General features: G+C 66.6%; 21 protein-coding genes. 5 read left to right on the top strand and 16 right to left on the bottom strand.

Features of this window, described 5'->3' with window-relative positions; genetic code table 11:
• Window positions 1-77 precede the first annotated feature (77 nt).
• The 3 genes from E8M01_RS07975 to E8M01_RS07965 form a co-directional block, all read right to left on the bottom strand.
• Window positions 78-4,466, bottom strand: a complete 4,389-nt coding sequence (locus tag E8M01_RS07975; RefSeq protein WP_136959644.1) for an autotransporter domain-containing protein — start codon at window positions 4,464-4,466, stop codon at window positions 78-80.
• Window positions 4,412-5,332 (bottom strand): GAF domain-containing DNA-binding protein, encoded by a 921-nt coding sequence (locus E8M01_RS07970; protein WP_215908869.1) that lies wholly within the window; start codon window positions 5,330-5,332, stop codon window positions 4,412-4,414. Before E8M01_RS07970 ends, E8M01_RS07975 begins: the two co-directional genes overlap by 55 nt.
• Before the next feature lie 185 nt (window positions 5,333-5,517).
• Window positions 5,518-6,126, bottom strand: a complete 609-nt coding sequence (locus tag E8M01_RS07965) for a TetR/AcrR family transcriptional regulator (RefSeq protein WP_136959643.1) — start codon at window positions 6,124-6,126, stop codon at window positions 5,518-5,520.
• 297 nt (window positions 6,127-6,423) lie between these two features.
• Between E8M01_RS07965 and E8M01_RS07960 the strand changes: the two genes are divergently transcribed.
• Window positions 6,424-7,809, top strand: coding sequence for an aspartate aminotransferase family protein (locus E8M01_RS07960; RefSeq protein WP_136959642.1), 1,386 nt, complete (start codon window positions 6,424-6,426; stop codon window positions 7,807-7,809).
• Window positions 7,810-7,921: 112 nt separating this feature from the next.
• Here E8M01_RS07960 and E8M01_RS07955 read toward each other — a convergent pair whose 3' ends face one another.
• From E8M01_RS07955 to E8M01_RS07945, 4 genes are all read right to left on the bottom strand, one after another.
• Window positions 7,922-8,674 carry an SDR family NAD(P)-dependent oxidoreductase gene (locus E8M01_RS07955; protein ID WP_136959641.1) on the bottom strand — a complete coding sequence of 251 codons (753 nt, stop codon included), beginning with the start codon at window positions 8,672-8,674 and terminating at the stop codon, window positions 7,922-7,924.
• 44 nt (window positions 8,675-8,718) lie between these two features.
• Window positions 8,719-8,868, bottom strand: coding sequence for a hypothetical protein (locus E8M01_RS35030; RefSeq protein WP_170181829.1), 150 nt, complete (start codon window positions 8,866-8,868; stop codon window positions 8,719-8,721).
• Window positions 8,869-9,054: 186 nt separating this feature from the next.
• Window positions 9,055-9,438 (bottom strand): type II toxin-antitoxin system VapC family toxin, encoded by a 384-nt coding sequence (locus E8M01_RS07950; RefSeq protein ID WP_136959640.1) that lies wholly within the window; start codon window positions 9,436-9,438, stop codon window positions 9,055-9,057.
• Entirely contained in the window at window positions 9,438-9,650 is a 213-nt protein-coding gene (locus E8M01_RS07945; protein ID WP_136959639.1) for an AbrB/MazE/SpoVT family DNA-binding domain-containing protein, read from the bottom strand. The genes E8M01_RS07950 and E8M01_RS07945 overlap by 1 nt, the downstream gene beginning before the upstream one ends.
• A 261-nt stretch (window positions 9,651-9,911) precedes the next feature.
• Here E8M01_RS07945 and pimC point away from each other — a divergent pair, with 261 nt between their 5' ends.
• Both pimC and E8M01_RS07935 read left to right on the top strand, forming a co-directional pair.
• Entirely contained in the window at window positions 9,912-11,111 is a 1,200-nt protein-coding gene (gene pimC, locus E8M01_RS07940) for a pimeloyl-CoA dehydrogenase large subunit (RefSeq protein ID WP_136959638.1), read from the top strand.
• A gap of 108 nt (window positions 11,112-11,219) precedes the next feature.
• Window positions 11,220-12,368: an acyl-CoA dehydrogenase family protein gene (locus E8M01_RS07935; protein WP_136959637.1), complete on the top strand. Its 1,149-nt coding sequence runs from the start codon at window positions 11,220-11,222 to the stop codon at window positions 12,366-12,368.
• A gap of 244 nt (window positions 12,369-12,612) precedes the next feature.
• Here the strand turns inward: E8M01_RS07935 and E8M01_RS07930 are convergent, their stop codons facing one another.
• From E8M01_RS07930 to E8M01_RS07915, 4 genes are all read right to left on the bottom strand, one after another.
• Window positions 12,613-13,281: a DUF998 domain-containing protein gene (locus tag E8M01_RS07930; RefSeq protein WP_136959636.1), complete on the bottom strand. Its 669-nt coding sequence runs from the start codon at window positions 13,279-13,281 to the stop codon at window positions 12,613-12,615.
• A 45-nt stretch (window positions 13,282-13,326) separates the two neighbouring features.
• The gene (locus E8M01_RS07925) at window positions 13,327-13,806 is read right to left on the bottom strand and encodes an SRPBCC family protein (RefSeq protein WP_136959635.1); all 480 of its coding nucleotides are present in this window, start codon (window positions 13,804-13,806) and stop codon (window positions 13,327-13,329) included.
• Window positions 13,803-14,123: an ArsR/SmtB family transcription factor gene (locus tag E8M01_RS07920; protein WP_246088637.1), complete on the bottom strand. Its 321-nt coding sequence runs from the start codon at window positions 14,121-14,123 to the stop codon at window positions 13,803-13,805. The genes E8M01_RS07925 and E8M01_RS07920 overlap by 4 nt, the downstream gene beginning before the upstream one ends.
• A 356-nt stretch (window positions 14,124-14,479) precedes the next feature.
• Window positions 14,480-14,809: a hypothetical protein gene (locus E8M01_RS07915; RefSeq protein ID WP_136959633.1), complete on the bottom strand. Its 330-nt coding sequence runs from the start codon at window positions 14,807-14,809 to the stop codon at window positions 14,480-14,482.
• Between the two features lie 14 nt (window positions 14,810-14,823).
• On the opposite strand from E8M01_RS07915, the gene E8M01_RS07910 reads away from it, so the two are divergent.
• Window positions 14,824-15,078 (top strand): hypothetical protein, encoded by a 255-nt coding sequence (locus E8M01_RS07910; RefSeq protein ID WP_136959632.1) that lies wholly within the window; start codon window positions 14,824-14,826, stop codon window positions 15,076-15,078.
• Window positions 15,079-15,210: 132 nt separating this feature from the next.
• Here E8M01_RS07910 and E8M01_RS07905 read toward each other — a convergent pair whose 3' ends face one another.
• The 5 genes from E8M01_RS07905 to E8M01_RS07885 all read right to left on the bottom strand — a co-directional run bounded on the left by E8M01_RS07905 (window position 15,211) and on the right by E8M01_RS07885 (window position 20,453).
• A complete protein-coding gene (locus tag E8M01_RS07905; RefSeq protein ID WP_136959631.1) occupies window positions 15,211-16,134 on the bottom strand; it encodes a dihydrodipicolinate synthase family protein in 924 nt (307 codons plus the stop codon).
• Window positions 16,135-16,233: 99 nt separating this feature from the next.
• Window positions 16,234-17,754, bottom strand: a complete 1,521-nt coding sequence (locus tag E8M01_RS07900) for a tripartite tricarboxylate transporter permease (protein WP_136959630.1) — start codon at window positions 17,752-17,754, stop codon at window positions 16,234-16,236.
• A gap of 10 nt (window positions 17,755-17,764) precedes the next feature.
• Window positions 17,765-18,241, bottom strand: a complete 477-nt coding sequence (locus E8M01_RS07895) for a tripartite tricarboxylate transporter TctB family protein (RefSeq protein WP_136959629.1) — start codon at window positions 18,239-18,241, stop codon at window positions 17,765-17,767.
• A gap of 101 nt (window positions 18,242-18,342) precedes the next feature.
• Complete coding sequence (locus tag E8M01_RS07890; RefSeq protein ID WP_136959628.1) at window positions 18,343-19,341, bottom strand: Bug family tripartite tricarboxylate transporter substrate binding protein; 999 nt, start codon at window positions 19,339-19,341, stop codon at window positions 18,343-18,345.
• A gap of 74 nt (window positions 19,342-19,415) precedes the next feature.
• Window positions 19,416-20,453, bottom strand: coding sequence for a 4-hydroxythreonine-4-phosphate dehydrogenase PdxA (locus E8M01_RS07885; RefSeq protein WP_136959627.1), 1,038 nt, complete (start codon window positions 20,451-20,453; stop codon window positions 19,416-19,418).
• A 150-nt stretch (window positions 20,454-20,603) separates the two neighbouring features.
• Here E8M01_RS07885 and E8M01_RS07880 point away from each other — a divergent pair, with 150 nt between their 5' ends.
• Entirely contained in the window at window positions 20,604-21,989 is a 1,386-nt protein-coding gene (locus E8M01_RS07880; RefSeq protein WP_136959626.1) for an SAF domain-containing protein, read from the top strand.
• Window positions 21,990-22,084 lie beyond the last annotated feature (95 nt).

Genomic DNA, 22,084 nt, shown 5'->3' with positions numbered 1-22,084 from the left:
CAAAGCGCCCGGCCCGATCCGAGACAATCAGACCAAGGGCTCAGTCCGCCCTGGCGTTTTCCGGCGGAGCCAAGGCTTCAGAACCTCACCGCGAGGTTGGCTTTCATGCCGTGCTGCTGGGCGCCGGAGGCGAGCTGGCCGGAATAGGCCAGGCCAAGGGTTGCCGCGGGCGACAGATTGAGATCGAGCCCGGCCTCGAGCACGGCGGCATTCTTGGCGATCGGCACGCCGCCGACCGTGAAGGCGCTGCTCCCGGCAAATGCCAGGGTGACGAGTGGGGTGATGTCGCCGAAGGCATGCCGCCAGCCGAGCGTGCCGCGCACGGTGGCCCGAACGCTGGCCAGGTCGAAGCCGGCGGCAGCGCGAAGGCCGAGCGTGGTGAAGGTCGCCTGTGTCGTCTGGCCAGTACCGCTGAGCGCCGCTGCGCCGCCCTGCTCGGTGAAGCCGTCGGTGCGCAGGTTGACATAGGCCAGGTTGGCGAAGGGCTCGAGCGCGACCTGTGACAGATCGATCCGGTAGCCGAACTCGCCGAAGGCCTGGAAGGTGCCGGCGTGGTAATTGCCCTTCAGGCTGTCGTTGAAGCCCGGGAAGACGACCGACCGATTGGCCGAGATGTCGTGCCACGTATAGGCGAGGCCCGTACGGAAGCCGAGCGAACCCCACTGCGTGCCGCCATAAAGGCCGAGGTGGTAGTTGTCGCTGCCCCCATTGGACGCGCGGTCCCGGGCGCTGAACGAGGTCCGGCTGTAACCGGCGAGAACGCCGAGCCGCCAGCTGTCGAAGACGGGGGCGTCGGCGCCCAGGAAGAAGCCGCCGGTCGAGCGGTCGAGGCGGGCGGCATTGCCGTCGCTCTTGGTATGTCCCCAGGCGCCGAAGGCCTGGCCCCAGACGGCCAGGCGATCGGTGGTTGCCGCCACCGGGATCGGATCCCCTCCGGCATAAGCCATGACCGGCAGGGTGGAGGCGGCGACCGCCCCGAAGGCCGCGCGCAGGCGGTCAGTGGCGGCCTCGCGGACGAAGCGACTGTCCTCGACAAGTGCGGTCTTGGCCGAGGCATGGATCTCGCCCGACAGCGCATCAAAGCTGCGGCGGACGATATCCGGGTCGCTCGACAGCGCGACCGCTTGCCAGATCGGATTGCTGTTGGGCAGGCTCTCGATGGCGCCGGCGGTGGCGATCTGGTTGCGGGTGATGGCGAGGCTCGAGAAGCTGGCATCATTGCGGGTCAGCTGCAGCGTCACGTCGTTGCCGTCGCCGCCGGCATAGTTCAGGCTCAGGTCGAGAAAGAGCAGGTTGTTGGTGACGGTGCCGAACGTCCCCGTCACGGCGCCGGCGCTCTGCTTGTCGATCAGGATATAGGGGCCGTTGAGCGCGGGCCAGCTCGCAGCGGTTGCCGGCGACAGCACCAGGTTGAGCGTTGCGCCCGATATGTCGACGCTGCCGGCGACCACGAGCTTGTCGGTCGCCGCCGGCGTTCCCTCGATCACCAGCGCGCCGTGGTTGACATAGTTCCCGGCGATGATCTGGGTGCCGATCGAATTGCCCGGCGCATGCACGCCGCCGGCCGCGATGGTCGCGCTGGAACCGAGGCTGCCCACCGTGCCGATGCCGCCGAGCGTCGCGCCGGACTGCACCACAAGCGTTCCCCCGAGCGCGCCGTTGACCGCGAGCGTGCCGGCCTCGACGGTGGTCGTCCCGGAAAAGCCGCCGCTGTTTCCGCTCAGGTTGGTCAGGCCGCCCCCGATATGGCGAAGCGTGCCGGATCCGGACACGGCGCCAGTGAAGGTGACGGCATCGCTGCGGTTGAAGATGAGCGCGGCGTTGTTGACGACGTTACCGGTGATCGAACCCGAGGTGCCGCCCGTGCCGAGTTGCAGCGTGCCCGCGCTGATGGTGGTGGTGCCGGCATAACTGTTCGCGCCGGTCAGGGTCAGCGTGCCCGCGCCTGTCTTGGTCAGCCCGCCGGCGCCATCGATATCATCCGACAGCACATGCCCGCCGGCCTGGATCTCCATGGTCGCGGAGGCACCGGTCAGCACCACGTTCCGGCCGCTCGCAAATCCGCTGGTGACGCGCAAGGTGCCGTTGCCGATGGTCAACCCGCCGGCGACATCGCCCAGATTGGCCTCGCTCGTCACCTGCAGCACGCCGCCGACAATCGCCGTGCCGCCGGAATAGGTATGGGCACCGGCCAGGATCGTCGTGCCGTTGACCTGGCGGACCTGGCCGGCGCCGACGATCGTCGGCGCGAAGCTGTAGCCAGCCTCGGTATGGTTGAACGCGAGCCGGCTTGCGGCATTGAGATCCACGATGCCGACCTGCAGCGTGCCGGCGGCGGCGGCGGCCGACGCCTCCGCCGCGCCGATATTGATGGTGCCACCGGCCGCGCCGCCGGATAGGCCGGCGATGATCGTGCCGTTGCCGGCGGCACCGAGCCGCAGGACGCCCTGGTCGGACACCGTCAGTGACCCGGCATTGGAATGGCCGACATAGAGGTTCGCGCCATTGCCCAGCCATTGCGAGCCGAGCCCAGTGATGACGACCTCGCTTGCGCCGCCGCCGCCGACAATGCCGACCGTGCCGCCGCCCGAGCCGTTCCTGACCGTGCCGCCATTCTCGATCCTGAGCGTGCCCGAACCATGTTCGCCGACCCGCATCTGGCTGAAGGTCTCCCAGGCTGATCCGCTGCCGGTGACAACAACCGTGGCGCCGTTGCTGATATAGGCCTGCCCCCCGGTGGCGACACTGCCGAGCTTGCCGCCGCCTTCGATCCTGAGCGTGCCGCCATGCACCCATGTCCGGCCGAAATAATTGGCCGAACTGTCGCCGGTCAGCACCAGCGTGCCGTCACCCTGTTTAAAGAAGCTGGCGCTGCCGCCTGTGGAGATCGCCCCCGACAGCGTCAGCGTGGTGCCCGCAACCGTCTCGATGCGCCCGCCGCCGGAGGTGAAGGCCATGGTCTTGGCGCTGGAGAACGAGGTTGTCGTCCGCAGAACCGCATCGGCGCCCGTGCCGGCGCCGCCAACGATGGTCGTATTGGAAAAGGTGATCTGTCCGCCGGGAGTGCCGAGATTGCCGTCGCTCGCCGCCTGCACCGTGCCGCCATTGATGGCCATGCCACCGGTAAAGGTGTTGACGCCATTGAGCGTCAGCGTGGCGCTGCCGTTCTTGAACAGCCCGCCGGCGCCGCTGATCCCGCCGTTGAGGGTCAAGGCATTGCTGCCGCCGATCGTCAGATTGGCGTTCAACACGATAGCGTTCCCCAAACTCACGCTGGCATTGCTGTCCAGCGTCGAGGAACCGCCGACGGTGAGACCGCCCAGACCGAGCGCTGCTGAATTGCCCACAGTCAGGACGCCGGCATTCAGCGTGGTGCCGCCGGTATAGCTGTTGGCGCCGGTGAGGGTCACCGTGCCGCTGCCGTTCTTCACGACGAAACCGCTGCCGGTGATCAGCGGGGCGAAGGCCTGGCTGCCGGTCCCGTCGAACACCACGCTGGAGGCGTTGTTGCGCAGGTCGACCGTCGACGCGGCTAGCGTGCCGACGCCAGTGGCATCGCCCATCCTGAGCGTCCCCGCGCCGCCGCCCGCCGTGCCGACATTGAGCGTGCCGATGCCGCCGACGCCGACGCTCACCGCGCCACCAGCGCGGATCGTCAGCGTGCCCGCGCCACTGCCGCCGATCTCCGCCTGGCCGATGACATGCAGCGCGCTGGCGGCACCAGAGACGTCCACGACGCCGCTGCTGCCCGTCGCATTGCCGACAAACAGGCCGATGGTGGTGGTCTGGGCGCCTCCCTCGACACGCAGTGTCGACACCGCCGCGTTGTTGATCGTGCCGATCAGGATGTTGGTGCCGACCCCAAGCGTGGCGTTGTTGTCGAGGATGAGCTGCGCGTTGTCCCGTAGCTCGATGCTTCCCGCCACCCCCACGCCGGACAGCGTCGAGATCACGGCGGGGCCGCCGCCGCCGTTGAGAATAGCCCGGTCGGCGGACGTTGGCGGGTTGGCTGGCGACCATTGGCTGCCGTCGGTCCAGCTCTGGTTGCCAATGCCGATCCAGGTCACGTCAGCGGCGCTTACCGGCGCCGCCCCCAGCAGCGTCACCAAGCCGGCTAAGGCGAGCGACAGCGTGGGGGCTGTCGGCCCGGCCGGCCGGCATCCGGCCAGGGCGGTCGAGCTCAGGAGGCGGTTTCGGCGGAGATGGGCAACCATTCGGGGAGGCTCGCGCAATGATTGTGATGCGGGGCCGCATCGCCAGGCTCTTGGTGTGCGAGAGAGCACAAATCTACGCAAGTGCCGTGGGAAAAACACGACATGCCGGTTCGACCAAGCGACAGAGCTTCGACATTTTTCGGTTGATGTCTCGGTTTTTCGACCGCGTGGCGAGGTAGTACCGCGTGGTGAGACCGTCAGATGCCGAGCCGTGACCGCAGTTGTGCCCGGTAGGGACGAGACACCACCCATAGCGTGTCGAGCGAGCGCAGGCGCAGCTCCCAGCGTTCCCTTAGCCGGCCGGCATGGCGGTCGAGAACCTCGACATGGCCGAGGTTGACGATGGCGGTACGATGGATGCGCAGGAACGTCGCCGTGGGCAACATGCCGGCCCAGACCGACAGCGCGCGGTGATCGGTCAGCTTGGAGCCGTCGACCAGCCAGACATCGGTATAGTCGCGTGCCGCGCGCAGGCCGAGGATCTCTTCGGGGACAATGCCGCGGGCGCGGCCCGGCATCCTCAGATAGATCAGCGGCGTGAAAGGACCCGAGGCCGCCTGAACACGGGATATGTAGGTGTTCCGGCCGGAATAGCGGGCAAGGCCAATCAACTGGGCGCAGTGAAACAGCGCGCTGATCGTCCCTCCTTCCCACCGGCGGATCCGCGCCGTCGCATCAAAGCCGATGCAGCCGCGCAAGACGCCCTGGTGGACCAGCGGGACACTCAGGACGCTCTTGTCGTCCTGGCGCAGCAGTTCGGCCTGAAGCGACCTGGCCGTGCGCGGAAGGCCGGCGACGTCGTTGATCATCACCGCCTGCCCCTGGACCAGGAACCGATGCAGCCATGCGATCATCGTCACCGGCGCGTCCTGCAAATCCTCGACGTGCGGGCTCACGCCGGCGCGGCTCCATTCATGGGTGTTGCGAAACCGCAGCAGGCTTTCATCATATTCGAACATCCAGGCGCGGTCCGCCCCGGCCAGTTCACCGAACTCCGCCAGGATGGCCGAGATCGCCCGGTCGATCGGCATGGCGAGCAGATGGGTCGCGGCGCGCAACACCCAGCCGGAAGCACGCGCGGCGTCATCCGGCGCGGCCGCCATGTCCGGCGCAATCATTTCGTATGCCGGATATCTTTCAGTCAGCCGTCCGCTCCTGTCTCGCAGCCCATCTCACGCCGAAGACGCTGGGGCTCAGCCGATCTGAGCCTTGGTCGAGGCGGGTGGCAAGAGGGCTGGCGGGACCCGCCATCGCCCGTCGCGCGTGGACCTGTCGAGACGCGCCGGAAACGCCCGCGCAAACCTTATTGAGCGAGTTGGTGGGCGTAAGCCTGAGTCGCGGCGATGAGGGCATCGATCCCGCGCTTGGACCGGGCTCGGCTCGGCTTGGCCAGTTCCTGCAGGATGAGGCCATCGACACCGGCCAGGATGAAGCGTGCAAGCGCGTCGCAGGCGGCGGCCGGAAGCTGGCGCGGTCCCTGCGTGATGCTCATGAGATGTTCGTGATAGAGGCGATGATAGGCCGCGTACTGGCGCTCGGCCAGCCATTCGGCGCCCTCGCGTAGCGCATAGAGCGTCAGCTCGTATTGAACGATCTGAATTGATTTCGTCCGCATGACCGAACGCCATATGCCAAGCAGCAACTGCTCGATGCCGTCATCGAGATCCGCGCCGCTCTTCACCTGCTGCCGACGCAGCCGCGCGGCCATGTCGTCGATATAGGCCTCGAGCACCGCGACCAGCAGCGCACTCTTGCTGTCGAAGTGATAGTGCAGCGTCGCCAGCTGCACGCCGGCTTCCGTGGCGATCTGGCGGGTGGTCGTGCCGATGACGCCGGTCTTGGACATCGCGCGCAGCGCGCCATCGATGATCTGGGCGCGCGTCTGATCGCTTTTCGTCGTCGGTTTCTTCATGGCGCCCTGTCTTGTCCGCCACCCCGGGTTTGTCAAATCGGTGCGGGAGACAGCCGTTCGCCGCGCGCGAGCGGCGGTTCGCGGTCGCAATCGGCGCTCTCGCCAGTCGAAGGGCCAGGACCGGCGTTTCTCGCAAATATGGTCATGTGACCAAAATTGGTCGATTGACCAAATGTCGAAACCACGGATATGCTCCGGTCAGACGGCGAAGAGACAAGCCGCGACGGGCACAGCGCCGATCAGCGATCGCCTGCACCGGCGCATGTCGTCGTGGGTGACATAACCGGAGAACGAGCCATGGCTATCAGGCCAAATTCCATCGAGGCGCGCGACGTCGCACACGTGCTCCATCCCTATACGAATGCGGTCGCGCACGAGAAAAGCGGCCCGGTCATGATCGCGGGTGGAGACGGCATCTACGTCATCGACAGTGAGGGAAATCGCTATATCGAAGGGCTTGCCGGACTGTTCTGCGCGTCGCTCGGCTTCAGCGAGAAGCGCCTGGTCGATGCCGCGACCCGGCAGATGAGCACATTGCCGTTCTATCACAGCTTCAGCGGCAAATCGCACGAGACCGCCGTCGAGCTCGCGACGCGGTTGATCGAGCTCGCGCCGGTGCCGATGAGCAAGGTCTTCTTCGTCAACTCCGGATCGGAAGCCAATGATACGGCGGTGAAGCTGATCTGGTATTACCACAATGCCATCGGCAAGCCCGAGAAGAAGAAGATCATCTCACGGCTGCGGGCCTATCACGGTGTCACCGTCGCATCGGCAAGCCTCACCGGCCTGCCATACAACCACCGGGATTTCGACCTTCCGATCGACCGCGTCCTCCACACCGATTGCCCGCTGCACTATCGCTACGCCGAAAAGGACGAGAGCGAGGATGCCTTCGCCACACGCTGCGCCGCTTCGCTGGAGCAACTGATCCAGAAAGAAGGGCCGGAAACGATCGCCGCGTTCTTCGCCGAGCCGCTGATGGCGTCCGGCGGATGTATCGTGCCGCCGCCGACCTATTACGAGAAGATCCAGGCGGTCCTGAAGAAATACGATATCCTGCTGGTCGCCGACGAGGTGATCTGCGGTTTCGCCCGGACCGGCAACATGTTCGGTTGTGAAAGTTTCGGGATCAAGCCGGACATGATCTCGATGGCGAAGCAGCTTTCAGCCGCCTATCAGCCGATCGCCGCCTTGATGATCAATGACAAGATCTATGATGGCATCCGCATCGAAAGCGAAAAGATCGGCACGTTCGGCCACGGCTTCACCTATGGCGCGCATCCGGTCGCCACCGCCGTCGCCCTCGAAACGCTGAACATCTATCGGGATCGCGACATCCTCGGCCACGTTCGGTCCGTCATGGCCGATTTCCAAAGCGGACTTCATGCCTTTGCGGATCACCCGCTGGTCGGCAATGTCCGCGGCATGGGCCTGATCGGCGCGCTCGAACTGGTCAAGGACAAGGCCACCAGGGAAAGCTTCGACATGGCCTGGGGCGTCGCGGGACATGTCGGAGAACGGGCTCTCGCGCACGGCCTGATTACCCGGGCGCTCGGCGATACCGTCAATTTCTGTCCGCCGCTGATCATCACCAAGGCTGAGATCGCCGACATGTTCGCACGCGCCAAAGTGGCCCTGGACGAAACCCATGCTTGGCTCCAGGCCGGTCGCCCGTCGCTCTGACGGCAGCCCAGCATGGTCGGCCTGACCGGCGATGACGGCAGCGCCGGGCGCGACGCGCCCGGAGCAATGTCTGCGGGAATGGCGGTTCGACGGGCGTGGCGTGCCGGCCGGCTCAGCCGAGCAATTGGCCGCCATCGGCGACGATGGTCTGGGCGGTCACCCAGCTCGCCAGGGGCGACGCCAGGAACAGCACGACATTGGCGATCTCTTCCGGGCTGCCCATCCGGCCGAAGGGGATCGAGCCGAGGGTGCGGTTATAGAGCGTCGGATCGGTGGTCTTGCGCTGTTCCCACATGCCGCCGGGAAACTCGACCGAGCCGGGCGCCACGCAATTGACCCGGATGCCCTTCCGGGAGAGTGCCGCGGCCTGCGAGGTGGTGTACTGGATGACCGCCGCCTTGACCGCCGCATAGGCGGCCGTGCGCAGCGACGGCCGGTAGCCCGAGATCGACGCGATGTTGACGATCGACGCGCCCTTGGCCTGTTCGAGGAAGGGCTGGGCGGCGCGGCTCGCCCGGACCACCGCCATGATGTCGACCTGCATGCCGGCTTCCCAGCCTTCCTCGGTATCGCCCTGGCCGAAGCCCGAGGCATTGTTGACGAGGATGTCGATGCCGCCCAGCGCCTGGGCGGCGGCCGGAATATAGCCGGCAATGGACGCGGCATTGGCGAGATCGCAAGGGGCGAAATGGACGGCGCCGCCGAAGCGGCCGATCTCGGCGGCGGTCGCCTTCAGGCCATCCGCGCCGCGGGCGCAGATCGAGACGCCGGCGCCGGCCTCGGCAAAACCGAGCGCAATGGAACGGCCGATGCCGCGGCTGCCGCCGGCAATGACGACGCGCTTGCCTTTGAAATCAAAACTCATGATGCACTCCGGCTGGGGTTGGTAATGGGTGAACTGAACCGCGGTCAGGCGGCGAGACGCGGTTTCATCCGGTCGACGATCACATCGGTCTCGGCGGTGACGACCGCGCTGGTTATGGCGGAAAAGCCGATACGGGCATTGGCGATCGCCAATCCGGTCGGCGCGACAATGTCGCGGATGACGATGATGCGCATTGTCTGATGGTCCTGACGCCTTGCGGGTTCGCGAGCCTAGCCGCGACGGCGCATACCGCAAGGGCCGAAAGGCCGGCCTGCGCGCGGGGCAGGCGCGCTCTTGTTCATGGCGTCCTGTTGCGGCGAACGCGCGGCCTCCGGCGCCTCAGGCCCCGTATCGAGTCGTTGGCCGCGTCCTCTTCGCCGTCACCCTGATTTGCCCTTCGGCACCAAGACGACGTCGGGGAGACCTTCGAAATGGCTGTCACACGTGAGGCAATCCGCACCGAGATCGAGCGCGGTCGCATAAATGATCGCGTCGGCCGTCGCGAGCTTATGGGTGCGACAGATCTCTGCTGCCCGCAGCGCAATGCGTGTTTCCAACGGCGCGACCAGGCATCCCATCGTATAGGCGATGGCTTGATCGGCGGCTTCTTCGGAAACCTCCCGTGTCAGCCATTTGGCGAGCTCGAGCTGAACGAGCGTCGGTACGACCGTGTCTGCGGCATTCGGCCAATGTTCCGTCAATGCCGCGGCGGTTGGGCTTGCCCTCAGCCATTCGATCCAGGCGGAGGTATCGACGACCCGCATTACCCGCGATCCTTTCGGTCGCGATAGCCCTTGTCGTCGGCTCCGCGGGCGATGCCCGCCAGATCGGCAAGCTCCGGAGCGGGCATCACCATGACACCCTTGCCTTTGGGAATGAAAACGAATTCCTGGCCTGCGCGCCATTGTTGGGCGGTGCGGACTTCCTTTGGAATGCTGATCTGGAATTTTGCCGACAGTCTCGCGCGAGCGGTCATTTCTGGCGATTTCCCTATCGACCGAGGAGGCGTAAGAATAACATGACTCCGGGCCTCGCCAAAGATCTCAGCGGTCCTCCCGGTGATGTTGACCCTGGCCCTCGGCTGAAAGAGCGACCCCAGGTTCCTGTTGCCATGACGGGCGCATGGCGGTTGAATGCGCCAACAAACATTCGCACGGGTATGTCGGCCCGGGCACGAGGAAACAACCAACCCGGTGCCGGCAGGCGGCCGGGCCGTGATGGTCCGAGGGAGGACGAGATGGAACTCAAGTTCACCGATGAAGAACTGGCTTTCCGCAAGGAGGTCCGCGCCTTCATCGACAAGCACCTGCCGAAGGCGCTGCGCGAGAAGCTCGCGGCTGGCCACCATCCAAGCCATGACGACATCGTGTTCTGGCAGAAGACCTTGAACGCCCATGGCTGGGGCGTGCCGCATTGGCCAAGAGACCATGGCGGCACCGGCTGGAGCGCCATCAAGCAATATATCTTCCAGGAAGAGATGATGATGGCGCCGTCGCCGCCACCGCTCGCCTTCGGCATCAATATGGTCGGTCCCGTCATCGCGACCTTCGGCAACGACGCCCAGAAGGCGCGCTACCTGCCGCGCATCGCCAATCTCGACGACTGGTGGTGCCAGGGTTTCTCGGAGCCCGGCGCCGGATCGGATCTGGCTTCCCTCAAGACCAAGGCGGTCAAGGACGGCGACCACTATATCGTCAACGGCCAGAAGACCTGGACGACCCTTGGCCAATATGCCGACTGGATCTTCTGCCTGGTGCGCACCGACCCGACGGTCAAGCAGCAGCTCGGCATCTCGTTCCTGCTGATCGACATGAAGACGCCGGGCATCACGGTGAAGCCGATCCAGACCATCGACGGCGGCCACGAGGTCAACGAGGTGTTCTTCGACGACGTCCGGGTGCCGGTCGAAAACCTGGTCGGCCAGGAGAACAAGGGCTGGGACTATGCCAAGTTCCTGCTCGGCAACGAGCGCACCGGCATTGCCCGGGTCGGCATTTCCAAGCAGCGCATCCGGCGCATCAAGGAGCTTGCGGCGATCGAGCAGCGCGGCGGCCGGCCGCTGATCGAGGACCAGCGCTTCCGCGAGAAGGTGGCGGCGGTCGAGATCGAGCTCAAGGCGCTGGAAATCACCCAGCTGCGCGTGATCGCGGCGGAAGCCAAGCGCGAGAAGGGCCGCCCGGATCCGGCCTCCTCGGTGCTGAAGATCAAGGGGTCCGAGCTGCAGCAGGCGACCACCGAACTCCTGATGGAAGTGATCGGCCCGCATGCCGCGCCCTATGCGCCGGAAGACGATCACGGCTCGAACGAACCGCCGATCGGGCCGGAATGGGCCCAGACCATCGCGCCGACCTATTTCAATGTGCGCAAGGTCTCGATCTATGGCGGTTCGAACGAGATCCAGAAGAACATCATCGCCAAGGCCGTCCTCGGGCTTTGACCGCCTGACAGGATGGGTCGGTCGCGGCGGGCCAGGCCGGCCGCGGCACGAAGCCTCCTCGCCGATCACCCGACATCAGCCCCGTCATGGGCAACAGGATCGCAAGACATGGATTTCGATCTGACGGAAGAACAGCGCCTCTTGAAGGACTCGGTCGACGGCCTGCTGGCCGATACCTACGACTTCGAGACGCGCAAGAAATACGCAGCCTTGGCCGGCGGCTACAGCCCCGAGATCTGGGCGAAATTCGCCGAGCTCGGCCTGCTGGGCCTGCCCTTCGCCGAAGACGATGGCGGTTTCGGCGGCGGCGCGGTCGAGACCATGCTGGTGATGGAAGCGCTCGGCAAATCGCTGGTGCTGGAACCCTATCTCGCCACCGTCGTGCTGGGCGGCGGCGTCTTGCGCCATGCCGGTTCGGCGGAGCAGAAGGCCGCCCATATCCCGGCCGTGGTCGACGGCTCGCGGACGCTGGCGCTCGGCACCACCGAGCGGCATTCCCGCTACGACCTGTTCGATGTCTCGACCACCGCGAAAAAGGATGGCTCGTCCTTCGTACTCGACGGCGAGAAGGCCGTGGTGATCAATGGCGGAACCGCCGACCATGTCATCGTCACCGCCCGGACAGCGGGCGCCAGGCGTGACAAGGGCGGCATCGGCCTGTTCCTGGTGCCGGCCAATGCCGCCGGCCTGACCCGGCGCGACACGGCGACCCAGGACGGCACCCATGCCGCCGAGATCACGCTCTCGGGCGTGCGCGTGGACGCCGACGGCGTCATCGGCGATCCCGAAGGCGGGCTTGCCGTGGTCGAGCGGGTGGCCGACGAAGCGATCGCGGCGCTTGCCGCCGAAGCTGTCGGTGCGATGGATGAGTTGCAGACGCTGACCGTCGACTACCTCAAGACCCGCAAGCAGTTCGGCGTCAATATCGGCGCCTTCCAGTCGCTGCAGCACCGCGCGGCGGAAATGTTCGTGGCGCTTGAACAGGCCCGCTCCATGGCCATGCTGGCGGCCATGACCAGCGGCGAAACCGATGCGGTGGAACGCCAGGCCATGGCGTCGGCAGCCAAGGTGCAGATCGGCCGTTCCGCCAAGATCATCGGCCAGGGCGCGATCCAGCTCCATGGCGGCATCGGCATGACCATGGAGTACAAGGCCGGCCATTACTTCAAGCGGCTGACCATGATCGACACGCTGTTCGGCGATGCCGACCACCACCTCGCCAAGGTCGCCGATTTCGGCCGGCTGGTCGCGGCCTGAGGGGCGCCAAGGGCGGCACTGAATCAACCCTCTCCCCCGCGACGAAAGCTTCGCTTTCGCGCTTGAGGGAGAGGGTGGCAGCGTCAGCTGCCGGGTGAGGCGACGTCCATCTCCGAGCCTGGCGGTATGCTCGACGAGCGGCGGCATCAGTTCCGAGCGCTTGCGCCCCTTGCCCGCCGGCTCAGCCGGCACCCCATCCCTCTGGGACAGGGTTGATTCATCAGAGCTTTTTGTTCCCTGCCCGTCATCCGGCACGCAGGGCCGAAATCCCCTGGTTCTCCTGCGACAGGCGCAGCACGATCGCCGCCAGCCAGCACCAGGCGAGCATGCCGCCAAAATAGATGGCGATGCCGGCAGCGACGATGCCGCTCATGCCGATGATGATGAACAGCGGGATCGCCACGCCGGCCGCTGCCGAAAAGGTCGCCCAGCCCCTGGCATCGATCTTCACGAACCGGCGGGCGAAGACAAAGCAGGCCGCGATCAGCGCGGCAAAGCCGACCATGAAGGCGAGGCCGTGCAGGATGGCGACCGGGGTGGTCATGTCAGGCATCAGGTCGTCGGGTGTGCCCGGCGGAAAACCCATGCCGGCCTGCGCCGGAAAGAGGCCGGCGGCGACCATGCCGGCGCCATAAACCCCGATAAGCCCGGCGCCCCAGGTTCCCAGCCGGTCGCCGACCAGGATGCGCCGCATGCCGATGGCCGAGAGAATGGTGAGCAGGCCTGTCACGATGAAGGTCGCGGTCATCAGCCAGCCCCTTTCGCCAAGGCTCAGCATGCTGATCGCATGGCGGGCGAGGTCGAAGCCGGGACGGATGAAAATTTCGATGGTGGGGACAGTGAAAAAAATGGCGCCGGCGGCGAGGCCGGCGCGCAGCAGCGCGCGGTCGGCCGCCTGATGGTCTCGGGTCATGATGGGATGTCCTTGATAGGGGGCGCAGGCGCCGTCGGCAGCCGGTCAGGACGCCTTGATGAAGGCGACGAGCTGATCGAGCACGGTTGCCCAGCCGTTGTGGAAGCCCATCTCCTCGTGGGTCTTGCGCGCGGCCTCGTCGCCGTGGATGGCGGTCGCGGTGTAACGGGTGCCGGACCCGGCCGGCGCCAATTCGAGCGCGCCGGTGAAGAACGGCTTGGGCGAGGGCCGATAGCCGGGCAGCAACGCATCGGTCCAGATCAGCCGCCGGTTCACGACCACGTCCAGATAACAGCCGATATTGGGGAATTCCTGGCCCTCGGGCGAGCGCATCACGGTGCTGAAGACGCCGCCGGGACGCAGGTCGATCTCGCAGGCCGTGATGGTCCAGGGCTTGGGAACGAACCATTGGCGGATTTGAGCGGGTGTCGTCCAGGCCTTCCAGACGAGATCGACAGGCACGTCGACGTCGCGCTGGAGAACCAGGTCGAGCCTGGGGTCGTGCGCGGCCAGCGGGGATGTCATTCGGATCGTTCCTCTTTCAGGGTCAGGAGATAGCTGTCGAGACGGTCGAGGCGGCGCTCCCAGAGCGTCCTTTGCAGGCCCAGCCAGTCCTCGGCGAGCTTCAGCCGGTCGGGCGCGAGCTGGTAGGTGCGGACCCGGCCGGTCTTGTGCGACTGGACCAGGCCGCAGCCCTCGAGCACTTTCAGATGTTCGAGAAAGGACGGCAGCGCCATGCGATAGAGCGCGGCGAGCTCGCTCACCGAGGCCTGTTTCTGGCTCAGCCGCTCCAGGACGTTGCGGCGGGTCGGGTCGGACAGGGCGCGGAAGATGCCGTCCATGGCTGGCGCCGCGGGCGGCGCCTGTGCAGGTCCCGCGCTCGCCGGCGCGGGGGTCATCGCCGGCCGTCCCGAGAGCCGACAGGCGCCATGAGACTGAACATCGGTGGTTGCGGCATGGCAGATCTCCCCGCGGGTTCGCGGGGCTTCTACGGCCTCGCAATACTTAGGTCAATCCCTAGGTATTGCGAGAAGGGTGTCCTTGCAAGGGGCCGTGCCGCGCGCGCCTGGCTACTCTGTCAAACGGCTGGCCATGATCGACACGCTGTCCGGCGATGCGCCATGGCCAAGGCCGTCCACCGGCCCGTCAACACGCCTTGCGGTTCCGGTTCCTTCGGGGCGTTGCGGGCGGGAACCGGTCAGCCCCGCAGCAAGGGTTTGGCGCTGAAGCACAAGACCGCGACCGTGAGGCCGCCGAAATAGAGGCGCGCCGCCAATTCCAGGCCGGGCGCCGTCAGGTCGACCGCCGACAACAGAAAACCCGCGCCGCTGGTCAAGGCACCAGCGGTGCCGATCGCGCCCGCGATCCTCGCCGCAATCTGACGGCTTCTCAGGCTCATCGGCCATTTAAGGGCAATTTGCGGCCGGAAGTCACGACTCTCTTCAAAAGGGTGGCCGAGAATGCCCTTGGGTATTTTGTTTCGCCGCCGGGAACCGATGGCGTTCCGCCTCGTTATCGCAGCACCCAAGCTGGAGTTGTGTCATGGCATGGGATGACAAGTTATCGAAGCCGGTCACGCTCGGCGCCGGCAGGCAGCTGACGACCTTGCGCGAAGCCGCCGATTATTTGCGGACGCATTTTGCCACCGCGAGCCGCAATGCGTTGCTCGATGCGGCGCGCGAAGACCTGATGCAGGCGGCGAGCACCGGCAATTCCGCCGATGTCAAAGCCGCAACCGATCAGGTCAGATCCCTGCTCGCCGCCGAACACCACCTGGACGAAATGGCCGGCCGGTGACGGCTTGGCGCGACGGGTCGCCGGTGTCGGGCGGACAGGGCCGCCCTTCGAGGCCCAGCTGAGCCAACCGTCTCCGTTCAGTTTTTAGCTTCGAGATCGGCTTCGGCCGCATGGCGAGCCGGCCGCCTAAGCTCAATGCCCCCAGCGCAGCGCCAGCGGGTTGGCCTCGCGGGCGAGCTCCAGCAGCCCCGCCCTGGTCGCCGGATGCAGCGCGTCGAGCGGGTGGCGGACATGGTCCGACACGATGACCTTGCCGGCCTGCATCACCGTCTTGGTGGCGCGCAGGCCGCATTGCCGGTTCTCGTAATTGATCAGCGGCAGGATGCGGGCATAGTGGGCGGCCGCTTCCGCACGCCGGCCGGCGGCGTGATGTTCGACCACCGGCCTGATCAGGTCGGGCAGCAAGGCGCTCGACATGGTGGCGGTGGCGCCGGCATCGAGATCGGCCATCAGGGTGATCGATTCCTCGCCGTCCCAGGGCCCGACAATGGCCGCGCCGCCCTGGTCGATCAGGCCGCGGAGCTTGGCGGCGGCGCCCGCCGTCTCGATCTTGAAATAGCACACCGCCGGCACAGCCTTCGCGATCCGGACCAGCGCGGGCACCGGCAGCGCGACGCCGGAGAGCGGTGCGTCCTGCAGCATGAGCGGGATCGGGGCTGCCTCGGCGACGCGGGCGAAATGCTCGATCATGCCGGTCTCGTCGGCGCGCAAGGTGGCGCCGTGATAGGGCGGCATCAGCATGAGCATTTTGGCGCCGGCCTTATAGGCCTTGGCGGCTCGCTCGGCGGCGATGCGGGTGGAGAAATGGCTGACCGTAACGATGACAGGCACGCGGCCGGCGACATGGTCGAGACAGAGCGTGGTGAGCTGGTCGCGTTCGGCATCGGTCAGCACGAATTGCTCGGAATAATTGGCCAGCACGCAAATGCCGTCGACGCCCTGGTCGATCATGCAGTCGAGGACGCGGCGCATGCCGTCGAGGTCGAGATCGCCATTGTCGAGGAAGGGGGTCGGGGCGACCGGGTGGACGCCCTTGTAGACGGGGAAGGCCGACATGCGTTTCTGCTCCCAATGATGCAGGTCTCTTCGATCGCGAGCGCATCGTCATCGATGCGGTGATGCAGGTCCTCGATGGAGGTTACAAGCCTTGGGGGCTCAGCGGGGAGCCTGAGGATCGGGGCGGGGTGCCGCCAGGACCTGGCCGAGGAGGCGGCCGATCACCGGCCAGGCGAGCAGCACCAGGCCGACGACCATCAGGGTGGCGACCAGCGGGTTCGACCAGAAGATGGCGAGCGAACCCTTGGACATGATCAGCGACTGGCGGAAGGCATCCTCGGCCTTGTCGCCGATGACCATGGCGAGCACCAGCGGCGCGATCGGATAGTCGAGCTTCTTGAAGAGATAACCGACGACGCCGAAAGCCAGCACCAGCCAGAGATCGAAGGGGCGGCTCGCCACCGTATAGGCGCCGACGAAGCAGATGACGATGATCGCCGGGCCGACAATGGCGAAGGGAATGCGCAGGATGGCGGCGAAGGCCGGCACGGTGGCGAGCACCAGCACGACCGCGACGATGTTGGAGAGATACATCGAGGCGATCAGGCCCCAGACGAAGTCCGGCCGCTCGACGAACAGCATGGGGCCGGGATTGAGCCCCCAGATCATCAGGCCGCCGAGCATGACGGCGGCGGTGGCGGAGCCGGGCACGCCGAGCGCCAGCATCGGCAGCATGGCGCTGGTGCCGGCGGCATGGTCGGCGGTCTCGGGCGAGATGATGCCTTCCGGTTCACCGGTGCCGAGCTTGTCGCGGTTGGGCGAGAAGCGGCGCGCCAGGCCGTAGCTCATGAACGAGGCGGCGGTCGGCCCGCCCGGCGTGATGCCCATCCAGATGCCGACCAGGCCGGAGCGGATGAGCGCCACCCAGTAGCGTGGCAGAGTGGCGGCGGTGCGCAGCACGTCGCGCAACGATACGCGGGCGCGGATGCCGTTGAGCTTGGTGCCTTCCTCGACGGTGACGATCAGCTCGCCGATGCCGAACAGGCCAATGACCGCGACCAGGAAGCTGACGCCGGCGATCAGCTGATCGAGGCCGAAGGTCAGCCGGAGGCTGCCGGAGACCGAATCCATGCCCATGGCGGCGAGCGAGAAGCCGATGCCGATCGAGATGATGGTCTTCAGGGGCGAGGCGTTGCCGAGGCCGACGAAGCTGGCGAAGGCCAGGAAATAGACCGCGAAGAACTCGGGCGAGGAGAAGCGCATGGCGAAGCGGGCGACCGAACCCGACAGCGTGGTGATCAGGATGATGCCCAGAAGGGCGCCGAAACCGGCCGACAGGAAGGCATAGCTGAGCGCCGCGGTGGCCTCACCGCGCTTGGCCATGGGGTAGCCGTCGAAGGTGGTGGCGACCGATGACGGTTCACCGGGAATGTTGAACAGGATCGAGGTGGTCGAACCGCCGAACAGCGCGCCCCAATAGATCGAGGTGAGCAGGATGATGGCGGCGACCGGGTCCATCGTGAAGGTCAGCGGCAGGAGCAGCGAGACGCCGTTGGGCGCGCCAAGGCCCGGCAGCACGCCGACCAGGATGCCGAGCAGCACGCCCGCGATCATCAGCGCAATATGATAGGTGGTGAGCGCGACGGTGAAACCGTGGATCAGCGCATTCAGTCCGTCCATGACCAGCCCCTCAAAGTCCGAGAGCGGCCTCGAGAGGCCCTTTCATGAGGCTGACCTGGAAGGCCCACTCAAGCACGAGATAGAGGAACAGCGGCAGGCCGAGAGCGATGGCCGCCGCGGTCGGCCAGCGATAGTGGCGCTGCAAGGCGAGCGTGCCGAACATGTAGAGCGCGGTCGCGACATAAAGGCCGAGAAACACCGACACGGCGACGAAGGCGACGAAAGGCAGGACGAAACGGATGATCGACTTGACCTGGCCGGCGGTGAGGAAGACCTGGCCGAGCGTGCCGCGCTGGACCGCCGACTGGGCCAGCGTGCCCAGGCTGGCGGCCGTGATCAGCAGCCCGATATAGAACGGAAAGGTTCCGGGCTCGGGACCGGCGCCGCCCCAGCCAATGCCGAATTCGGTGGCGCCGACCGCGATCACCAGGCCGAAGGCGGCGGTGGCCGCCGCGGTGGCAAGCTCCGCATGAAAGCGAGAAATCATGCTGTCCTCCGGGCGTTGCGGGCGGGGGTCGCACGCAGCGGATTGGGCTGCGCGCGACACGGCCGTGGCTCAGGCGGGAGATCCGGCAAAGCCGGCAGCCCCTAGCGGACGATCCAGCCCTGCTGTTCGAACACCGCGCGGCTTTTCGCCTCGTCGTCGGTGATGAAGCTGGTGAGCCGGGGGCCGGTCAGGAAGACGCCGGTCTGCACGGTACGGGCAATGTAGTCCTGCCACTCCGGCGTCTCGCTGACCTTTTTCAGCACGTCGGCATAAAAGGCGACGGCGTCGGCCGGGACATTGGCCGGCAGCCAGACCGTGCGCGGCATCTGGAAGCGGTCGATCGGAATGCCCTCTTCGCGGCAGGTCGGAATGTCGGCCCAGCCCATGTCGGCGGTGACCCGGGGGCCGGCGGCCAGCCGCTGGACCGAGAAGACGCAGAGCGGGCGCACCTGGCCGGCCTTCCACTGGCCGATATTCTCGTTGGGATTGTTGGTGTTGGAATCGATATGGCCGCCGGCGAGCTGATTGGCCGCCGCGCCGCCGCCCTGGAACGGCACATAGATGAACTTCACGCTTGCGGCGGTCTCGATCATGCCGGTCAGCGTCTGGTCGGTATCGCGCGACTGGCTGCCGCCCATCTTGATGGCCTCGGGCCGGGCCCTGACCGCATCGAGAAAGGCGCGCGCCGAGCGGTATTCGGAACCGCCATTGACCCAGAGCACGAATTCGTCGAGCGCCATGCCGGCGACCGGGGTGAGATCGGTGAGCTTGTAGGCGAGCCTCGCCACATAGGGCAGCAGATAGGCATTGTTGGTGCCGAAGATCAGCTTGTGCGGATCGGCCGCGACGGTGCGGGCATAGATATAGCCCTCGGCGCCGGAGCCGCCGCCCTTGTTGACCACCACGATCGGCCGGTCGAACAGCTTGTATTTGGCAATGATCGACTGGACGACGCGGGCGAAATTGTCGGTGCCGCCGCCGGGCGACGAGGTGACGACAAATTCGACCGGGCGCGAGGGCTGCCAGGCGGCATCCGCCACCCCTGCCGTCAGCGCCATGCCGAGCAGCGCCGATCCGATCCGTTGAGCCAGTTTGAGCATGAGCCTTCTCCCTGATGGTGCTGGTGGTCCCGGCGGCCGTTGGTTCGGCCGTCCGGTCTGGATCGGTGAAACCGTCAGGCCGCGGCCTGGCGGCGGTTGGTTCCTTCGGTCGCCATGCGGATGGCGAGCATGAGCGCGGCGCGGCTGGCGCCGAGATTGGCAATGCCCTCACCGGCGATCTCATAGGCCGTGCCATGGGCCGGTGTGCAGATCGGGAAGGGGAAGCCGCCGATCAGGGTGACGCCGCGGTCGAAGCCCATCAGCTTCATCGCGATCTGCCCCTGGTCATGATACATGGTCAGCACCGCATCGAAATCGCCGTTCCTGGCGCGCAGGAACACGGTGTCGGACGGGAATGGCCCCTGGACATTGAAGCCCTGGGCCTTGGCCTTGGCGACCGCCGGCTCCAGGATGTCGATCTCCTCGCGACCGAAATTGCCGCCATCGCCGGCATGCGGGTTGAGCCCGGCGACGGCGATGCGCGGCGACGCGAAACCGGCCGAACGCATGGCGGAATCGGCCAGCGCCAGGGCGCGCAGGATGCGCTCCTCGCTGATGTTGCGGGCGACCTCGCCAAGCGGGATATGCGAGGTGACGCGGGCGTTCCACAAGCCTTCCAGGATGTTGAACTCGCTCGCCGGCCCGTCATAACCGATGGCATCGCGGACGAAGCGGATCTCGTCGTCATAGCCTGGATAGGCAAAACGCATCGCCGCCTTGTTGAAGGGGGTGAAGAACACCGCATCGGCCCGGCCGCCGGCGGCGAAACGCAAGGCCCGGCGGAAATTCTCGGTGGCGAAGCGGCCGCCGGCCAGCGTCGCGGTGCGCGGCGTGACGTCGGCCGGGTCGAGATGGCCGATATCGACCAGCACCGGACGACCGGCGTCGACAGGGACCGCATCGTCCGAGGCCACGACCTCGACCGCCGGATCGACCTTGGCGACGGCTGCGCCGGCGTCGAGGATCCGCCTGTCGCCGAAGATCACGAAATGGGCAGCCGGCCGGATATCCGGCTCGACCAGAAGCCTTGCCAGCAATTCCGGGCTGATGCCGGCTGGGTCGCCCATGGCGACGGCAATGGTGGGCGGCGCGGTTGCGGCCTTGGCTGTCATGGGGCGCCTCTTTCGTGCCGTCTCGCGGACGAGACGTTGCGTGTTCAGTATTCTGTATGCAATATCCAGAACAGAGATCAAGAGGCGGGTCAAGGCGCCCAGTCAAACTGCCGTGTGCAAGGACAAGCGCGAGAGGACGCCGGTCGCCCGATGAATTTTCACAGCCATTATTCCGGCATCCGAACGCCGGTCGAGACCTGCATCATCGGCACCGGCGGCTTCGGCCAGAGCTTCATCGCGCAAGGCCAGCATGTCGGGCTGATGGGTGCGCGCATCGCGGTCGATCGCGATGGCGAGACGGCGGCCAAGGCGCTCCAGCTGTCGGGCGTTGCGGCCGAGCGGATCCGTGTCTGCCGCGACGCGCGGGCTGCCGCATCGGCCTGGGCCGACGGGCTGTTCGTCGCCGCCGGTTCGCTCGAGACGGTCATCGACCTGCCGTTCCAGGTGCTGGTCGAGGCGACCGGCCATCCGGAGGCCGCCGCCCGCCACGCGCTTCTGGCGATCGAGGCCGGCCGGCATGTCGCGCTGGTCACGAAAGAGACCGACAGCGTCTGCGGGCCGGGGCTCGCCCTTATCGCGCGCGATCGCGGCCTGGTGGTCACGCCGGTCGACGGCGACCAGCCGAGCCTGCTGATCGGCCTGATCAGTTGGGCCGAGGTGCTCGGCCTGGAGATCGTCGCGGCCGGCAAATCGAGCGAATACGACTTCGTTTTCGATCGCGCGCGCGGCACCCTGACCAGCAATGAGGTCAGCCGGCCGCTGCCGGAATTGATCGGCGCATGGGATATCGGCGCGCGCGATCCAAGAGAGGTCAGCGCCGCGCGCGAACGGCTGATCGGCGAGCGCTTTCGGCTGCGCGCCGTGCCGGATCTCTGCGAACTGACGCTGGTGGCCAATGCCACCGGCTTCGATCCGGACCGCGCCGATTTCCACGCGCCGGTGGCGCGCATCCCGGAGGTCGCTGGCCTGTTCGCCGAGCGGCACCAGGGTGGCCTGCTCGGCGGCGCGCGCCGGCTCGACGTGTTCCACCATTTGCGCGCGCCGGACGAAGCAAGCTTTGCCGGCGGCGTGTTCATCGTGGTCAGGTGCCAGGATCGGATCAGCTGGGACATGCTGGCCCGGAAGGGCCATACGGTCAGCGCTTCCGGCGATACCGCCATGCTCTATCTGCCGCGCCATATTCTGGGCCTGGAAGCGGCGACCAGCATTCTTGATGCCGCCGGCCTCGGCCGCTCGGGTCATGGCGACGACTACCGGCCGCGAATCGACCTGGTGGCGGTGGCCGAACGGGATCTCGCCGCCGGCACCGTGCTGACCGCGTCGGGCCATCACCACACGATCGACGGCGTCGGCGCCGAGATGCGGCCGGCCGCGTCGCTGGCCGCCGACCGGCCGGCGCCGTTCTACCTCGTCGCCGACCGGCCGCTGGCGCGCGCGGTCAGGGCCGGCGAGCCGATCCGGCTCGAGGACATCGTGGTCGACGACCGGTCGACGCTTTTCGGCCTGCGTTTGCGGCAGGACCAATTGTTCGCCTAAGGACAGGTGCGGGGTCACATCGCCGGCTATTCTTGTTGCCGGAGCCGTTCGCTCGAGCTTCGACACACGGGCGTTGCCGTCATGCCGAGGCCAAA

The sequence above is a fragment of the Phreatobacter stygius genome (genome assembly GCF_005144885.1).
Taxonomy (GTDB): Bacteria; Pseudomonadota; Alphaproteobacteria; order Rhizobiales; family Phreatobacteraceae; genus Phreatobacter; species Phreatobacter stygius.
This window is presented reverse-complemented; position numbering and strand designations above follow the sequence as displayed.

Excerpts from the sequence above, each read along its gene's own strand:
- E8M01_RS07975 (WP_136959644.1), bottom strand. The coding sequence starts at position 4,466 with ATGGGTGGTGTCTCGTCCCTACCGGGCACAACTGCGGTCACGGCTCGG.
- E8M01_RS07970 (WP_215908869.1), bottom strand. The coding sequence starts at position 5,332 with ATGATTGCGCCGGACATGGCGGCCGCGCCGGATGACGCCGCGCGTGCT.
- E8M01_RS07965 (WP_136959643.1), bottom strand. The coding sequence starts at position 6,126 with ATGAAGAAACCGACGACGAAAAGCGATCAGACGCGCGCCCAGATCATC.
- E8M01_RS07960 (WP_136959642.1), top strand. The coding sequence starts at position 6,424 with ATGGCTATCAGGCCAAATTCCATCGAGGCGCGCGACGTCGCACACGTG.
- E8M01_RS07955 (WP_136959641.1), bottom strand. The coding sequence starts at position 8,674 with ATGAGTTTTGATTTCAAAGGCAAGCGCGTCGTCATTGCCGGCGGCAGC.
- E8M01_RS35030 (WP_170181829.1), bottom strand. The coding sequence starts at position 8,868 with ATGCGCATCATCGTCATCCGCGACATTGTCGCGCCGACCGGATTGGCG.
- E8M01_RS07950 (WP_136959640.1), bottom strand. The coding sequence starts at position 9,438 with ATGCGGGTCGTCGATACCTCCGCCTGGATCGAATGGCTGAGGGCAAGC.
- E8M01_RS07945 (WP_136959639.1), bottom strand. The coding sequence starts at position 9,650 with ATGACCGCTCGCGCGAGACTGTCGGCAAAATTCCAGATCAGCATTCCA.
- pimC (WP_136959638.1), top strand. The coding sequence starts at position 9,912 with ATGGAACTCAAGTTCACCGATGAAGAACTGGCTTTCCGCAAGGAGGTC.
- E8M01_RS07935 (WP_136959637.1), top strand. The coding sequence starts at position 11,220 with ATGGATTTCGATCTGACGGAAGAACAGCGCCTCTTGAAGGACTCGGTC.
- E8M01_RS07930 (WP_136959636.1), bottom strand. The coding sequence starts at position 13,281 with ATGACCCGAGACCATCAGGCGGCCGACCGCGCGCTGCTGCGCGCCGGC.
- E8M01_RS07925 (WP_136959635.1), bottom strand. The coding sequence starts at position 13,806 with ATGACATCCCCGCTGGCCGCGCACGACCCCAGGCTCGACCTGGTTCTC.
- E8M01_RS07920 (WP_246088637.1), bottom strand. The coding sequence starts at position 14,123 with ATGGACGGCATCTTCCGCGCCCTGTCCGACCCGACCCGCCGCAACGTC.
- E8M01_RS07910 (WP_136959632.1), top strand. The coding sequence starts at position 14,824 with ATGGCATGGGATGACAAGTTATCGAAGCCGGTCACGCTCGGCGCCGGC.
- E8M01_RS07905 (WP_136959631.1), bottom strand. The coding sequence starts at position 16,134 with ATGTCGGCCTTCCCCGTCTACAAGGGCGTCCACCCGGTCGCCCCGACC.
- E8M01_RS07900 (WP_136959630.1), bottom strand. The coding sequence starts at position 17,754 with ATGGACGGACTGAATGCGCTGATCCACGGTTTCACCGTCGCGCTCACC.
- E8M01_RS07895 (WP_136959629.1), bottom strand. The coding sequence starts at position 18,241 with ATGATTTCTCGCTTTCATGCGGAGCTTGCCACCGCGGCGGCCACCGCC.
- E8M01_RS07890 (WP_136959628.1), bottom strand. The coding sequence starts at position 19,341 with ATGCTCAAACTGGCTCAACGGATCGGATCGGCGCTGCTCGGCATGGCG.
- E8M01_RS07885 (WP_136959627.1), bottom strand. The coding sequence starts at position 20,453 with ATGACAGCCAAGGCCGCAACCGCGCCGCCCACCATTGCCGTCGCCATG.
- E8M01_RS07880 (WP_136959626.1), top strand. The coding sequence starts at position 20,604 with ATGAATTTTCACAGCCATTATTCCGGCATCCGAACGCCGGTCGAGACC.